This is a genomic window from Gilvimarinus sp. F26214L, assembly GCF_054401055.1.
Genome location: NZ_JBTIYG010000013.1, coordinates 43,861 through 58,750, shown reverse-complemented (window position 1 = coordinate 58,750; position 14,890 = coordinate 43,861). Strand labels below are relative to the sequence as shown.

Below are 14,890 nucleotides of genomic sequence, written 5' to 3'. Positions count from 1 at the left end.
GATGAGATACATCCGATGCGGGCTCTTCCGGATCTGTGATGCATCGTGCTCTTGGCTATTCTTATCGCGACGGATGCCTCGATAGCCGGGGTATTCCGATGGTCTACCCTCGCATGCCGTTGCTCGTCCAGAGACGCTCGAAGGTGCCGGACCAGGCAACGAAGGAGCCATGTTACCCCAATTGCGGGCCCTTGCGTAATGTCTGATTCCTGACGGTATCCTTAGTTCACGCATTGACGCTCCGCCATTGCGGCCCTCATGCCTGAGTCTTTCGACGCGCTCCGCCATGGCCAATCGCCAATGCTCAGTTTGTTGGCCAGTACCGGTGAACTCCTCCACGGGATCAACCCGATCACCTGCCCCTGGTAACCTGGAACCGGTGGGGTTCGCAAGCGGCTTCACCGCTACCGGTCAGTTGACAATTGCGTGCCGGTATACGCAGAATTTGAAGGCAATAACTGGCTGTTTTTTCTGAGCGCGTTACACTGCGCACTGCACCACGCAATTAGCATGGACGGGTGAAGAAATGTAGCCGCACTCGTATGGTGAAGCTTCAAACGCGCAGGCGATCGACGCCACCAGACGGGAAGAGCAAAGTTGCGGTGCTTAACAAATAATTGGCTTCAATATTCCTTGGTTAAGGTCAGGTGATTGGTGGTACTTGCCGATTGCTCCCCCAAGGCTTCCAGTAACAAGAGAGTACTAACAAAGGGTAATGTCATGGCTGCCAGAAAATCTCCTGCCAAGTCTCCAACTGCAAAAACCGTTGCCTCCCTGGAGAGCAAGCTCGTCACCCTGCAAAAGCAGTTGGATAAAGCGCGCACCAAGCAACTATCGGACGCAAAAAAGAATGTGACCTCCGCGAATAAAGCTGCGCAGAAGGCGAAGAAGCAACTAGCGACTCTGCGCAACAAACAGAAGGTCGCGCAAGGGGCCGGCAAGAAGGCCAAGACCGCGACCCAGAAAACAGCAGCCAAAAAGCGGGTCGCAACCGCTAAAACGGCAGTAGAGAAACAGAAAAAGGTGCTGGACCAGGCGATCGCAGCAGCCGCAGAGGCGAAAGATGCGCAGAAGGCTGCGGAGCAGGCCGTGAAGAACGCAGCAGCCCTTGCCAAAGCCGCGGAGAAAGCCGAACAGGAACTGGAGAGAGCTGCAAACAAGAAAGCCAGGAAGGCAACGCGCAAGCGTACGGCCAGCAAACGCAAAGCTGCTCCCAAAACAGAAGCAGCGCCCGCGAAGCCCGCGAAAAAGAAGGCCGCCACCAAAAAGAAAGCAGCCGCTAAACAATCCACCCCTAAGGCGGCCGCACCCAAGAAGGCAGCCCCCAAGAAAGCAGCCCCCAAGAAGGCAGCGACGGGTGGAGCTGCAAAGAAGGCGGTCGCAAAGAAAACACCGGCAAAAGCCAGCCCGAAGAAGGAGGCTCCACGCAAAGCCGCAGCGAAGCCGACGCCCGTCGAGAAGGCTCCGGTGAAAACGGTCGCCCCCGCTACCGCACCTGAAAGGGCACCGGCCACACCCCAGCCCAGTGCGGGCCAGCAAGCCGCCCCCAGCAGTGCAACACCCGAACCGCAAACCACCAGGCCTCAGCAGGAAGCGCCGGCCATGGTAAGTGACCCGGCCATTCGCCGCGAGACTGATCGTCAGACCTTCCAGTCGCCAGCAAGCGATCTGGACCAGAACAAACCCGCGGAGACCACGCCGCCCCGTCAACCCGAGCCGAACGAAACCAGCCCTCTGGAATCCGCTACGCGGACAGCCGAAAAGCCCGAAGAGAAGGTCGAAGAGAAGCCCACCACAACCGAGCCTGCCGAACAGCGCCCGGTCTCGAGCTTCCCCTACACACCCGGTTCACTCTTCGGCAACGCCGGGTCCACAGATACCGGCTCGGACGAAAACGAGTAAGCCCATCATCACAATAGTAGGCTGTTGAAATGGCCTGGCAGCCGAACAGGGATGTTCGGCTAGCGAGGTGCGCACGCAGCTTCGCTCTCTTGGCTTTTGTGCCGCACCAAGGTCAGATCTGCCTCATCGCACTGCGCAGCAGCTCCAGCGCCGTCTCGCCCACTTTGCCCGCCCCAAGACTCTCCAGATAGAACTGCGCGTTCGCGGTCGGCCGCAGATCATGGGCCGGGACTCCCTCCACCTTGCTGAGCAATGCCAGACTGTGCCGCTCGGCGAGCAGCTCGGCCTCTTTGATCCGCGCCCGTACTTCACCGACCAGATCTTTCCCGCCCGCAGCTGGCTTCAGGCTCCGGCGCAGCTCGCGCAGAGGAAGCACGGCCAGGGCCGTCCAGTCGGCCGTCGCGCGCGCGGCATTGTGCAGGGTGGCGGACTCGAGTTTTTGCCCGCGGCTCTCCAGCCAACAGGCCCACAATAGAATCACCACGTCAGCACCATACTCATCCTGGAGCTTAAGCGCCGTTTCCTCGACGCCCGGACTGCTGTAGAGTGCGAGCGCGAATTCCCACAGGGATTCGGCCGCTTTTATTTGCTCTTTCACCAGGTCACCTATCCGTTCCGATGATTCAATTTCAATCCGTCAGTTTACACCGCGGCAGCAAGCAGCTTCTGTCCGATGCCAACCTCAGTATTCACGCCTGTGAACGGGTAGGGCTGGTGGGCTCCAACGGCAGCGGCAAATCCAGCCTTTTCCAACTGCTGTTGGGCCGGCTGGACGTGGACCAGGGCCACTGGCAGATTCCGGTCGAGTGGCGGATCGGCCACATGCGTCAGGAGATTGAAGACAGCGATCGCTCTGCTCTGGATTTTGTAATGGATGGCGACCAGGCGTTACGTCGGGTTCAGGAGGAGCTTGCCGGTCACAGCGGCGACGACGTCAAACTGGCGGAGCTCTATGGGAAGCTTGAAGACCTGGACGGCTACACGGCGGAGCCGCGCGCGGCCAGTCTGCTGCACGGGCTCGGTTTCGCGCCCGGCGACGAAAAGCGCCCCGTGGCGGATTTTTCCGGTGGCTGGCGAGTGCGCCTGGCTCTCGCCCAGGCGCTGATGACCCCCTCGGACCTCCTGCTCCTGGACGAGCCCACGAACCATCTGGACCTGAGCGCGACACTCTGGCTCGAGCAGTGGCTTAAGAGCTACCCGGGGACGCTGGTCATCGTGTCTCACGATCGGGACTTCCTCGACAATGTCATCAACCGGGTGGTACACATTGACCACACCCGACTGGAAACCTACAGCGGCAACTATTCGGATTTTGAGCGGCAGAGGGCCGAACGTCTGGCCCAACAGCAGCAGCTCTTCCTGAATCAACAGGCGCGGATCAAGGAGATCACCCGCTTTGTGGACCGCTTCCGAGCCAAGGCAACCAAGGCCCGACAGGCCCAGAGTCGACTCAAGCAACTGCAGCGAATGGAAGTCATTGCACCGGCTCATGTGGATTCACCGTTCAGTTTCAGCATCCCCTGCGCGGACAAGGTTCCGCAAAATCTAGTCACGCTTACGGACGCAGTTGTGGGATACGACAGCGAGCACCGGGTGGAGGGCATCAACCTCAGTTTGCACGACTCCTCGCGCATCGGCCTGCTCGGCGCAAACGGCGCCGGCAAGTCGACCCTGCTGAAGAGCCTCGCGGGAGAACTTCCCCTGCTCGCCGGAGAGCGGATCTGCGGGGACGGTCTGAAGATTGGCTACTTCGCCCAGCACCAACTCCAGAATCTGGATCCCGACGCCTCCGCTGCATTGCATGTGCAGCGCCTGTCGCCGACCGCATCGGAGCAGGCCGTTCGCAACTTCCTCGGTGGCTTTGATTTCCAGGGAGATCGGGCGTTTGAGCCGGTCCGGCACTTCTCCGGCGGCGAGAAAGCCCGCCTGACGCTGGCTCTGATCGCCTGGACCAGACCCAACCTCCTCATACTGGACGAACCCACCAACCACCTGGATCTGGAAATGCGCCACGCCCTGACCGTTGCGCTGCAGGGCTACGAGGGCGCCGTCGTTTTGGTGTCCCACGACAGGCACCTGATTCGCAACACGGCCGATGAGTTGCTTCTGGTGGCCAATCAACGGGTGGAAGCCTTCTCGGGCGATCTGGAGGAGTATGAAAGCTGGCTGGCCCAGCAAAGCGGAGGTGCGGCAGAAGCACCAAAGAGTGCACCGGTCGGCAGCAGGAAGGAACAGCGCCAGCGAGCGGCTGATGCCCGTGCCGCACTCAAGCCCCTCACTGATCGCCTGAAGAAGCTGGAACGGCAATTGGATAAACTCCATCAGGAGGAGGGGCGCGTGGGCGAAGCACTGCTGGACGGCACTCTCTACGAAGATGGCAACAAGGCGCGCCTGCAGGAACTCCTACAGGAACAAATCCGGATCAAACAGACCCTGAGTCAGACGGAAGAGGAGTGGCTCGAGACCCAGGAAGCCCTCGAGCAATTGCAAGTCTGACCGCCACCAGGCCCGCCAGGAAGGAGTCAGAGCATGGCCAGATCGCTGTTCGTGATCATCGATCCCACTCAGGACGAGCAACCGGCACTTTCCCGGGCCGCAGCACTGCTGGGCGAGAGCGGTGGCCACATTCACGCCTTCTGCTGCATTTACGAGGAGGACTTTTCGGCGTTCAGTTCCCGCCGTGACGGTAAGCGCGCCCTGCGGGAGCAAGCCCGGGAGCGCGTTGAAGGGATGCTCGCCCCTCTCCAGTCGGGCACGACGACCACAAAAGTTGAAATCTACTGGAACGACGACTGGTCCGACTCCGCTGTGCAGGCCTGTGCCCGAACCGGGGCGGACTTTCTGCTGAAAAGCACCTTTTCCCATCGCCGCGGATCCCACATCCTCTCCAAACGTTCGGACTACCACATCCTTCGTCATAGTCCTTGTCCGGTTCTGCTTAGCAAGACGGTCAACCACCAGCCATACCGCCGGGCGCTCGCCGCAGTGGCTTTGGAAGACAATGACGAGCGCCACGAACACCTGAACAATCGGGTTATCGCCCAGGCCCAGCGAATTTGCCGGTACAGCGGCGCCGAGTTGCATGCGGTTACGGCTCTGGAGGGCGCCCCGAATATCGCCCAGCTCCTGAAGATTACCGAGGATGAGGACGAAGAAAAGCTTTCCGGTGAGCAGATGATCAGCCAGCGCTATGGGATCGACATGAACAAGATTCACATCGACTATGGGCCGGCGAAATCGGTCATCGAAGAGACCGCGAAGGCCATCGGGGCCGACCTGCTGATAATCGGCACCATCGCCCGTCGCGGCGTATCCGGAGCGATCGTGGGCAACACGGCGGAGAAGGTGCTGGATAACCTGGGGCTCGATATTCTGGCGGTCAGCTAGCCGTGTTGGGTTACGGAGTGTTGGGTTACGGCTTCGCCTAACCCAGAATTGCTGCACCATCCCGTAGGTTGGGTTAGCGCAGCGTAACCCAACAGCAATGGCTTAACCCACCTTGCTATACAGCAGGTCCCAGACTCCGTGGCCCAGCCGCGCGCCACGCTGCTCGAACTTGGTCATGGGGCGAAAGGCGGGGCGCTCAACGAATGGCGACGTCCCGGCTTCACTGACCAGGCCTTCGCCGGCTTCCAGCACTTCCGCCATTTGCTCCGCATAGTTCTCCCAGTCGGTGGCGAAATGCAGCAACGCACCAGGTTTCAGCTTGCGGCGCAGTAACGCGAGGAACTCGGGCTGCACGATCCGGCGCTTGTGGTGTTTCTTTTTGTGCCAGGGGTCCGGGAAGTACAACTGAAAGCGATCGAGGCTTTCATCGGCGATGCAGTCTTCCAGCACATCCACCGCGTCAGCCATGTAGACCCGCAGGTTTTTCAGATCCGCTTTGCCGGCCATATTGATCAACCGGCCCACGCCCGGGGGATGCACCTCGATGCCGATGAAATCCTTGTCGGGCTCTGCTTCGGCCATGGCGAACAGTGAGTCGCCCATGCCGAATCCCACTTCCACAACCAGCGGCGCGCTGCGTCCGAATTCCCGCACGGGATCGAGAGCTCCAGCAAAGAGGCTCAGGCCCAAATGGGGCCAGTAGCGGTCAAAGGCCGTCTTCTGGGATTCGGTCATGCGGCCGCCGCGAATCACGTAGCTGCGTACCGCCTTGCGTTTGAATTCCGGCTTGATGCGGTCGGAGATAGATTCTTCAGTAGGGGACATGGAGCAACTGTTCTGTCAGGCGCGGATCGCGGCAACAAAGAAGAGCAGCCAACCCGCGAGGAAGGCGACGCCGCCTATGGGAGTAATCGGGCCGAGCCAGCGCGGTCCGCCCAGCGCCAGAACGTAAAGACTGCCACAGAAGAGCAGCAGCCCCAGGACGAATGCATACCCGCTGGCGACCAGCAGGGCCTTCTCACCCCAGCGCTGCATCAGCAAGCCGAGGCCCAACAATGCCAGTGTGTGATAGAAGTGATACTGCACCGCCGTTTCAAAGGCGGACAGCAGGGAAGTGCTCAGCTTGCCCTTGAGGCCGTGGGCTCCGAAAGCCCCGAGCGCAACAGCGACAAAGCCGTTGAGAGCGGCGACGATAAGGAAGAGTTTGGCGGTCATGGGCAAAACACAAATAAAAAGCCGCGTCGTAACGCGGCTTTGTTCAGCAGAATTGAACGGAAGCGCAATCAGGCTTCCATATGAACGCGGACCTTTTGCATGGCATTCTTTTCCAGCTGCCGGATGCGCTCCGCGGAGACCTTGTACTGGGCTGCGAGCTCGTGCAGGGTTTCCTTGTCGTCGTTCAACCACCGACGCTGCAGAATATCGCGACTGCGATCGTCCAGCGCTCCCATGGCCACCTCCAGCTTGTTCACGCTGCTGTGATGCCAGTCGGCATCTTCGAGTTGTACCGCGGGGTCGTAGCGCTTGTCTTCCAGGTAATTCACCGGCGCCTGGTAGGCGGTGTCGTCGTCATCATCGGCACCCGCATCGAAGGCCGCATCATAGGAAGACAGCCGACCTTCCATTTCCCGGACATTCTTCACATCCACATTCAGGTCGTCGGCAATCGCGCTGGCTTCGTCGTTGGTCAGCCAGGCCAGGCGCTTTTTGGCGCCGCGCAGATTAAAAAACAGCTTGCGCTGGGCCTTGGTAGTGGCGACTTTGACGATGCGCCAGTTACGCAGGATGAACTCGTGAATCTCCGCCTTGATCCAATGCACAGCAAAAGACACCAGGCGAACACCCTTCTCGGGATTGAAGCGTTTGACGGCCTTCATCAGACCAACATTGCCTTCCTGAATCAGGTCCGCCTGGGACAGGCCATAGCCCGCGTAGGATTTGGCAATGTGCACCACGAAACGCAGGTGGGCGAGAATCAGTTGCCGCGCCGCTTCCACGTCTTCGTTGTAGTAGAGATCCTCAGCCAGGCGCTTCTCTTCCTCGGCGCTCAGCACAGGGAAGCTGCTCACAACCTGCATGTAGGCGTTGAGATTGGCCCCAGGCGCCAGGCTGTCGATCGCTAAGAGGTTTTTGCCCATAGTTTGTGAACCTCCGAAATAAGCCGTGCTAGTTTAGCACGCTTGAATGCTTGACCACATACGGTCAGATTGGCGCCTTAGAGGCCGCCAGCGAGCGAAAGTTCGTCTTTTCTCAGCCATTTCAGTTATTTAGGGATTAATCACGAAATTTCAAGTGATTAGGCGCAGGCCGTGCCACCCCCAGCACAGCCAAGCCTCAATTAGGCTCTATGGTATGCAAGTGCTTACCCACGGCAAGCGCTGCCCCCGACAAGCCCAGTACACCCGAGCCCAGCAGAAGGGCGAGGCTTTCCCGTGCATCCAGCCCCTGCAGACGCACATTGCTTTGATAGAGGTCGGCCAGTCGGGCGATGGGCTCGGAGAGCCACTGCACGCCCGCCAGCAGGAGCAACCAGGCAAAAAGCCCGCCCCCGAAGCCGTACCAGAAACCGGTGTAGAGAAACGGGCGCCGAACGAAGGAGTTGGTGCCGCCCACCAGTTTGACGATGACGATTTCGTCCCTGCGGCTTTCGATGGCAAGCCCGATGGTGTTGCCGATCACCAGCAGAACGCCGAGCGCCAGCAGAGCGCCCAGCGCGGCAACCATGCGCTGACCGATGGCCATCATCTGGTGCAGCCGACGAACCCAGTCCATGTCCAGGCGGGCGTCGTCCACCAGCAGATCCTCCGCCAGGGTCGCCTGCAGTGCCTCGAGTTGCTCCGGGGCGCTGTGGTTCGGGGCGGGATGCACCACCAGCACGCCCGGGAGCGGGTTCTGATCCAGGGTCTCCAGAACGCGGCCGAGGCCCGACGTTTCCTGGAACTCCCGGATGGCCTCGTCGGGGCTGATGTAGTCAACCGCGGCAATTGCGGACATGGCCGACCAGCGCTCCCGCAATTGAGCGGCCGCTTCGTCGCGGGCGCCCATTTTGAGAAAAACGGAAATCCGCGGCTGGGTCTGCCAGTTTTCCCCCACCGCCTGGAACTGAGCGAGGGCAAGATAGAGTACCGCAGGAAGAGCGAGGGCAATGGCCACCACCAGCCAGGTCAACAGGCTCTGGACCGGGGTTCGCAACAGGCGCAGCAGACTTTCCCGGGCCACGCTGCGATGATTCGCCCAGTAGGCACGTAGCTTGTCGCCGATGCGGGTCTTGCTGTGGCTCGCCCCGGATCGCGGCTCGGCCGTCCGACGTCTAGGCGATGACACTTTCACGTTCCAGCACTCCGTCGTGGACCAGTTGACCCTCGTCCAGGGTCAGCACCCGCCGTTGCATGCGCCGGATCAGCGCGATGTCATGGCTGGCGATGAGGATGGTTACACCCACGTCGTTGAATTGCTTGAACAGACGCATGATGTCCGCGGAAAGCCCCGGGTCCAGGTTACCCGTGGGCTCGTCCGCCAAAAGAAGGGGGGGTTTGTTGACCACCGCGCGGGCAATCCCCACGCGCTGCTGTTCGCCGCCGGAGAGCACGATGGGATTCTGTTTTTCCTTGTCCAGCAGTGCGACCTTGTCCAGGGCCGCGCGCACTCGCCGGGCCAACTCACGAGGCTCATAACCAGCAATCTGCAAGGGAAGGGCGACGTTGTCGAAAACCGTGCGATCAAACAGGAGCTGGTGGTTCTGAAAGACCACCCCCACCCGGCGCCGGTGCAGCGCCACTTCCGAACCTTTGATCCGGGTCAGGTTCTTGCGGCCCACGAACACCTGACCGGTGGTGGGGCGTTCCATCAGCATGATCAGTTTGAGCAAGGTGCTCTTTCCGGCCCCGGACCGGCCGGTGAGAAACACCATCTCGCCGGCCTCGATGCCCAGGCTTAGGCCGGACAGGGCTTCATGGCCGTTGCTGTAACGTTTGCTGACTTCGTCGAACCGGATCATTCGTTATTTTGCTTCTCTGCACTGGCGAACAGCGCGTCGACAAAAGGAGCGGCCTGGAATGTCTGCAGATCCTCGACCGCTTCGCCGACGCCGATATAGCGGATCGGCAGGCCGAAGCGATCACTGAGCGCGAAAATGACGCCCCCCTTGGCTGTCCCATCGAGTTTGGTGAGGGCAATGCCGGTAACACCCACAGCTTCAATGAATTGTTCCGCCTGATTCAGGGCATTCTGGCCCGTGCCCGCGTCCAATACCAGCAGTATCTCGTGTGGGGCGCTGCTGTCCAGCTTGCCCATGACCCGCTTCACTTTGGCCAGTTCATCCATCAAATGGCTCTTGGTATGAAGCCGGCCGGCCGTGTCGGCGATCAGGATGTCGGTGCCACGGGAGCGGGCGGATTGCAGAGCGTCGTAGATGACCGAGGCGCTGTCGGAGCCGGTCGCCTGGGCGACCACCGGCACATTGTTGCGCTCACCCCAGACCTTGAGCTGCTCCACGGCGGCCGCCCGGAAGGTGTCGCCTGCGGCGAGCATGACGCTCTTGCCCTCGTCCTGAAAGCGGCGGGCAAGTTTGCCGATGGTGGTGGTTTTGCCCACGCCGTTGACACCCACCACCAGTAGTACAAAGGGCTTTTCACTGCGGCTGGTGTCCAGCGGCCCCTCAACCCTGATGAGGATGTCCGCAAGGCTTTGCCGGAGGGCCGCGTAAAGCGCCTCTCCGTCCGCAAGCTGCTTGCGGGCTACCTTCTGGGTCAGGTCATCCACGATCTTCGCGGTAGTGTCCACGCCCACGTCCGCCATAAGCAGGTGGGTTTCGATCTCCTCCAGAAGCTCGTCGTCGATCTCCTTCTTGCCGAACAGAAGGCGGCCCATGCCCTCACCGAACTGACTGCCGGTACGGGACAGGCCCTGACGAATCCGCGCGAACCACCCCCGATTGCCCTCCTGGGTTTCGGGCTCGGGTTTTGTCTCCCGGGTCGGCTGAACTTCGTCTGCTTCCGCGGCAGGGGCGTCGCTTTCCGGCTCCGGGACTGGTGGCTGCTCGCCTTCCGGCTCGAGGGCCGACGGCTGCTTCTCCGCGTCCTGAGGTTCAGGCGTTTTCTTCTTGCGTCTAAAAAACTTCATTCGCGTCCTGGTGGTGAAGTGGAAAAACGTAGGGCTGGCAGGCACAATCGCTCGCGGCGCCTGCCGGCGCGCACAGCTCCTGCACCCTGATCCAGACCTGAGGCATGAACCCTTGAAAAGCTCCCCCCGGCGACCGGCCCGCAACCAGCTGCGTATTATCGGCGGTAAATGGCGCGGGAGAAAGCTCGATTTCCCATCGCTGGAAGGATTGCGCCCCACGGGCGACCGAATCCGCGAAACATTGTTCAACTGGCTGGCGCCCACCTTGCCCGGAGCCCGTTGCCTCGATCTGTTTGCCGGCTCCGGAGCCCTGGGCCTGGAAGCCCTTTCCCGGGACGCAGAGGAGGCGGTGCTGCTGGATGCCGACCCCCGGATAGTAGCCACACTTCGCGGCCACATGGCACGTCTCGAAGCGAACAACGGCACGGTGGAGCAGGCGGATGCTCTACAATGGCTGCGGCGAGGTGGCACGGGCCCTTTCGATGTGGTGTTCATCGACCCGCCGTTTCAGGCCGGCCTGCTTGAGGACGCAGCAGAGGCGCTCAACGACAGTGGCAGTCTGGGAACGGGGGCGTTGGTGTACGTGGAACATGATCGAAAGCAGAGCTTCGCCGCACCGGTCAACTGGACCTTGCTGAAGCACAAGGCGGCAGGGCAGGTCAGCTACGCTCTCTACCAGTACGACGGCCCATCGACCGCCTGATCGGCGCGGAAATTACGCTCGCCCCCTTTTTGTACTTGCGCGTCAAATTGTTTACTATCACCGCCCCTTTTGATATTGACTCACTCGTTCTGCAATCCCCGACCAGCCGAAAAGGTCGCACCTATGCGCAAAGTTGTATATCCCGGCACATTTGATCCCATCACCAACGGTCATGTTGACCTGGTGGAGCGCGCCTGCCGACTCTTTGATCAAGTCGTGGTGGCCATCGCCGCGAGCACGAAGAAAAACCCGTTGTTCTCGCTGGAAGAACGGGTGACCATGACCCGCAAGGTGCTGAGTCATCTCGATAACGTGGAGGTGTGTGGTTTTGACATCCTGCTGGCGGACTTCGTGGACCAGCAGAAGGCGCACGGGGTTTTGCGGGGCCTGCGGGCGGTGTCGGACTTCGAGTATGAGTTTCAGCTCGCCAACATGAATCGCGCCCTGCGCCCGGAGATGGAAAGTCTCTTCCTCACCCCCTCCGAGCATCTCTCCTACATTTCCTCGTCCCTGGTCAGGGAAATCGCCTCTCTCGGTGGCGATGTAGGCAATTTCGTACCGCCCCTGGTGGAGAAAGCCCTGCGGGCCAAGTTTGCCAAGAGCTAGTCGGAAATATGGGGTAAGCGGATTAAATGGTTGATCTTACCTTTGCATGAGAGTGAGACAGACCGGCATCTCATCGGATTATCTGGTTGATGCTTCACCTACTGCTGGTGCATGTTTCCTTCGCTAATTCCAGCAAGAACCCCACACGCCTCAACTTCCCGGTCATCGTTGCAACTCGCTCTCAGTGAAACGAGTTGTTTCTCAAGCGCTTGCAGAGCGGTTATCTGCGACCGCACATGAGAGATGTGATCATCGAGCAAGGCGTTGACGGCGGTACAAGGCTGATGAGGGTCGTCCTGGTAGCTCTGTAGTTCGTGAATCTCAGCCAGTGACAGGCCCAGGATTCTGCAGCGACGGATGAAGGCCAGCCCCTCACCATGCTTCTCGGTATAGACACGGTAACCGTTGTCCTGCCGATCAGGCGGCGGCAACAAGCCCTGCTGTTCATAGAAGCGGATCGTCTGTGTTTCGACCCCTACCAACTGCGCCAACTGACCAATGCGCATCAGCCTCCTCCCCAACGGATTCTTTACTCTATTGACCTTATAGTAGCTTTATAGTTTTAAATGGTACCACAACATTGTTCAAGTGGAGTCGTATCATGAGCAAATCCTGTGGTGGCGCCTGTGGCGGTGATGCAACGTCCGCAGCGGATACCGATATACAGGCCTCCTCCGAGGCGCCAGGGAGATGGGTCAGTGTTTATGCCGTGCCGAAGATGGACTGTCCATCAGAAGAACGAATGATTCGCCTAGCCCTGAACGGCTTTGAGGAGATTCGGGCGCTGTCCTTCGACTTGTCGAACCGCCGGCTGAAGGTCGTGCATGACGGCGAGGTCGAGCCCGTCACCTCGAAACTGAAGACCTTGGGGCTAGGCGCCTCGCTTCAGGAAACCGTCGCTGCAAATCCGGAGACCATCAAGGCCGCCGAGTTTTCGGCGGCTTCTGCTAAGCAAGAATCCGGGACCCTGCGCTGGTTGCTCGGCATCAATGCACTTCTGTTCGTGGTGGAAATGACTGCCGGTCTGATCGCCCAGTCCACCGGCCTGATTGGAGAATCCCTGGACAATTTTGCCGATGCGGCGGTGTACGGGCTTGCCCTTTATGCGGTTGGACATAGCGTGAAAATGCAGGTACGTGCCGCGCATCTTGCTGGTGTACTGCAACTGATCTTGGCTGTGGGCGTGCTCGTAGAGGTGGTGAGACGCTTTGTATTCGGTAGTGAGCCTGAATCGCTGGTGATGATGGCTATCGCATTCGTCGCATTGATTGCCAATACCAGTTGTCTGCTGCTCATATCCAAACATCGGGAAGGCGGGGCGCACATGAAGGCAAGCTGGATATTCTCGGCCAACGACGTGGTGATCAACCTGGGGGTCATCACCGCCGGCGCCCTGGTCGCGTGGACCGGTTCCAATTATCCGGATCTGATTATCGGCACCATCGCGGGGGGCATTGTACTTAACGGTGCCAGACGCATTTTGGCGTTGAAGGGTTAAATAATGCTCATTATTGGCAAAAAGCTCTCGCCGTATGCCCTATTGTCCATATCGGGCCTGCTGGCAGCGTCTGATCAGGCTGTAAAGTGGCTGGTGCAGCAATCAATGGCCTATGGCGAGTATGTTTCGGTGACCCCGTTCTTTAACTGGGTGCACCTATGGAACACCGGTGCCGCATTCAGTCTTTTTGCGAATGGTGGAGGCTGGCAGCGCTACTTTTTTATCGGAATCGCGGTAGTGGTCTCGATTTTTCTGATCAAGCTGATCCTTGAAAATCGTCATAAAGGAGAAGCCATCGCTTACAGTCTTATCCTCGGTGGCGCCATGGGCAACCTGATTGACCGGGTCTTTCGCGGCTATGTTGTGGATTCCTTTGATTTCTATTGGCGAGACTGGCATTGGCCGGCCTTCAACCTGGCTGATATTGCAATTGTCCTCGGTGCCTTACTTTTCGTTTCCAGCAGCTTGTTGGGTAAAAAAGCAAACACCAATGCCGAGCCGGATGGATCTGACTGACACCTACGCCTATACAACACCATGACCGAACTTCCCGACAACATCCTTCACCTGCCGCAATACCAAGTACTGGGCTGCAAATCAACCGACGACGAAATGCACTTCCAGGTGGACGTGCCCGATCCCATCGCCTGCGAGGAATGCGGCGTGCAGGGTGAGTTCGTACGGTTCGGCAAGCGTGACGTTCCCTATCGTGATCTGCCCATCCACGGCAAGCGGGTCACTCTCTGGGTGGTCCGCCGCCGATACACCTGCCGGGCCTGCAAGACAACATTCAGGCCCCAGCTACCGGAGATGGTGGACGGATTCCGTATGACACTGCGGCTGCATGAGTACGTGGAGAAGGAATCCTTCAACCACCCCTACACCTTTGTGGCGGCACAGACTGGCCTGGACGAGAAGACGGTGCGCGACATCTTCAACGCCCGCGCCGAGTTCCTGGGGCGCTGGCACCGCTTCGAGACGCCCCGCATCCTGGGCATTGACGAGCTATACCTGAACAAGCGCTACCGCTGCATTCTGACCAACATTGAGGAGCGAACCCTGCTCGACCTGCTGGCCACCCGCCGCCAGGACGTGGTGACCAACTACCTGATGAAGCTGAAAGACCGGCAGAAGCTCGAGATCGTCAGCATGGACATGTGGAACCCCTACCGGGCAGCGGTCAAGGCTGTGCTGCCCCAGGCCCGTATCGTGGTCGATAAGTTCCATGTGGTGCGCATGGCCAACGATGCCCTAGAGAGAGTGCGCAAGGGCCTCAGAAAGGAGCTGAAACCGTCCCAGAGCCGGACTCTCAAGGGAGACCGGAAAATCCTGCTGAAACGCAGAGGTGATGCGGGCACGAATGCTCTACACCACGAAGCACAAGAAGAAGGCACCGACTGCGAAGGTCTCTCCTTTCTACAAGAAAACCATCGGTTACGGACTGCCGGACTTCGCAGAGGAACTCAACTACGGAGTCGATCTATCAACCATCTGAGGGTGGTAACAGATTGATGGGGTGAAGGTGCCCCATCAACCATTAAATCCGTATACCCGAAATATGTTGGGTTACGCTTCGCTAACCCGGAGCGCCCAATTCGACACCGCCGACGAGAATCACCTGCTTCTGCGAATCTTTTGTTGGGTTACGCTTCGCTAACCCAACCTACCCGGCA

15 protein-coding genes and 1 pseudogene are annotated in these 14,890 nt (G+C 59.5%); 8 read left to right on the top strand and 8 right to left on the bottom strand.

Annotated features, from left to right (window positions below; all coding sequences use genetic code 11):
- Window positions 1-651 precede the first annotated feature (651 nt).
- Window positions 652-1,902, top strand: a complete 1,251-nt coding sequence (locus tag ACURWW_RS13910; RefSeq protein WP_445617604.1) for a hypothetical protein — start codon at window positions 652-654, stop codon at window positions 1,900-1,902.
- Window positions 1,903-2,014: 112 nt separating this feature from the next.
- On the opposite strand, the gene ACURWW_RS13905 is transcribed toward ACURWW_RS13910, so the two are convergent.
- Window positions 2,015-2,500 carry a TIGR02444 family protein gene (locus ACURWW_RS13905; protein WP_445617603.1) on the bottom strand — a complete coding sequence of 162 codons (486 nt, stop codon included), beginning with the start codon at window positions 2,498-2,500 and terminating at the stop codon, window positions 2,015-2,017.
- A 20-nt stretch (window positions 2,501-2,520) separates the two neighbouring features.
- Here ACURWW_RS13905 and ACURWW_RS13900 point away from each other — a divergent pair, with 20 nt between their 5' ends.
- Window positions 2,521-4,398, top strand: a complete 1,878-nt coding sequence (locus ACURWW_RS13900) for an ATP-binding cassette domain-containing protein (RefSeq protein ID WP_445617602.1) — start codon at window positions 2,521-2,523, stop codon at window positions 4,396-4,398.
- Between the two features lie 33 nt (window positions 4,399-4,431).
- The gene (locus ACURWW_RS13895) at window positions 4,432-5,289 is read left to right on the top strand and encodes a universal stress protein (protein ID WP_445617601.1); all 858 of its coding nucleotides are present in this window, start codon (window positions 4,432-4,434) and stop codon (window positions 5,287-5,289) included.
- A gap of 102 nt (window positions 5,290-5,391) precedes the next feature.
- Here ACURWW_RS13895 and trmB read toward each other — a convergent pair whose 3' ends face one another.
- The 6 genes from trmB to ftsY all read right to left on the bottom strand — a co-directional run bounded on the left by trmB (window position 5,392) and on the right by ftsY (window position 10,410).
- Window positions 5,392-6,081: a tRNA (guanosine(46)-N7)-methyltransferase TrmB gene (gene trmB / locus ACURWW_RS13890; RefSeq protein WP_445617644.1), complete on the bottom strand. Its 690-nt coding sequence runs from the start codon at window positions 6,079-6,081 to the stop codon at window positions 5,392-5,394.
- Window positions 6,082-6,129: 48 nt separating this feature from the next.
- A complete protein-coding gene (locus ACURWW_RS13885; RefSeq protein WP_445617600.1) occupies window positions 6,130-6,504 on the bottom strand; it encodes a DUF423 domain-containing protein in 375 nt (124 codons plus the stop codon).
- Window positions 6,505-6,572: 68 nt separating this feature from the next.
- Entirely contained in the window at window positions 6,573-7,427 is an 855-nt protein-coding gene (gene rpoH / locus ACURWW_RS13880; RefSeq protein WP_445617599.1) for an RNA polymerase sigma factor RpoH, read from the bottom strand.
- A gap of 196 nt (window positions 7,428-7,623) precedes the next feature.
- Window positions 7,624-8,613 (bottom strand): permease-like cell division protein FtsX, encoded by a 990-nt coding sequence (gene ftsX / locus ACURWW_RS13875; protein WP_445617598.1) that lies wholly within the window; start codon window positions 8,611-8,613, stop codon window positions 7,624-7,626.
- On the bottom strand, window positions 8,600-9,286 hold the full coding sequence (gene ftsE / locus ACURWW_RS13870; RefSeq protein WP_445617597.1) for a cell division ATP-binding protein FtsE: 687 nt from the start codon (window positions 9,284-9,286) through the stop codon (window positions 8,600-8,602). Before ftsE ends, ftsX begins: the two co-directional genes overlap by 14 nt.
- Complete coding sequence (gene ftsY, locus ACURWW_RS13865; protein ID WP_445617596.1) at window positions 9,283-10,410, bottom strand: signal recognition particle-docking protein FtsY; 1,128 nt, start codon at window positions 10,408-10,410, stop codon at window positions 9,283-9,285. The genes ftsE and ftsY overlap by 4 nt, the downstream gene beginning before the upstream one ends.
- 112 nt (window positions 10,411-10,522) lie before the next feature.
- Here ftsY and rsmD point away from each other — a divergent pair, with 112 nt between their 5' ends.
- Window positions 10,523-11,113, top strand: a complete 591-nt coding sequence (gene rsmD / locus ACURWW_RS13860; RefSeq protein ID WP_445617595.1) for a 16S rRNA (guanine(966)-N(2))-methyltransferase RsmD — start codon at window positions 10,523-10,525, stop codon at window positions 11,111-11,113.
- A 123-nt stretch (window positions 11,114-11,236) separates the two neighbouring features.
- Complete coding sequence (gene coaD / locus ACURWW_RS13855) at window positions 11,237-11,719, top strand: pantetheine-phosphate adenylyltransferase (protein WP_445617594.1); 483 nt, start codon at window positions 11,237-11,239, stop codon at window positions 11,717-11,719.
- Window positions 11,720-11,817: 98 nt separating this feature from the next.
- Here coaD and cadR read toward each other — a convergent pair whose 3' ends face one another.
- On the bottom strand, window positions 11,818-12,225 hold the full coding sequence (gene cadR / locus ACURWW_RS13850; RefSeq protein ID WP_004364961.1) for a Cd(II)/Pb(II)-responsive transcriptional regulator: 408 nt from the start codon (window positions 12,223-12,225) through the stop codon (window positions 11,818-11,820).
- Between the two features lie 95 nt (window positions 12,226-12,320).
- Here cadR and ACURWW_RS13845 point away from each other — a divergent pair, with 95 nt between their 5' ends.
- The 3 genes and pseudogenes from ACURWW_RS13845 (at window position 12,321) to ACURWW_RS13835 (ending at window position 14,712) form a co-directional block, all read left to right on the top strand.
- A complete protein-coding gene (locus tag ACURWW_RS13845) occupies window positions 12,321-13,217 on the top strand; it encodes a cation transporter (RefSeq protein ID WP_004574643.1) in 897 nt (298 codons plus the stop codon).
- A gap of 3 nt (window positions 13,218-13,220) precedes the next feature.
- A complete protein-coding gene (gene lspA, locus ACURWW_RS13840; protein ID WP_004863699.1) occupies window positions 13,221-13,733 on the top strand; it encodes a signal peptidase II in 513 nt (170 codons plus the stop codon).
- A gap of 21 nt (window positions 13,734-13,754) precedes the next feature.
- Window positions 13,755-14,712, top strand: a pseudogene (locus ACURWW_RS13835) (ISL3 family transposase).
- The last annotated feature ends 178 nt before the right edge of the window (window positions 14,713-14,890 follow it).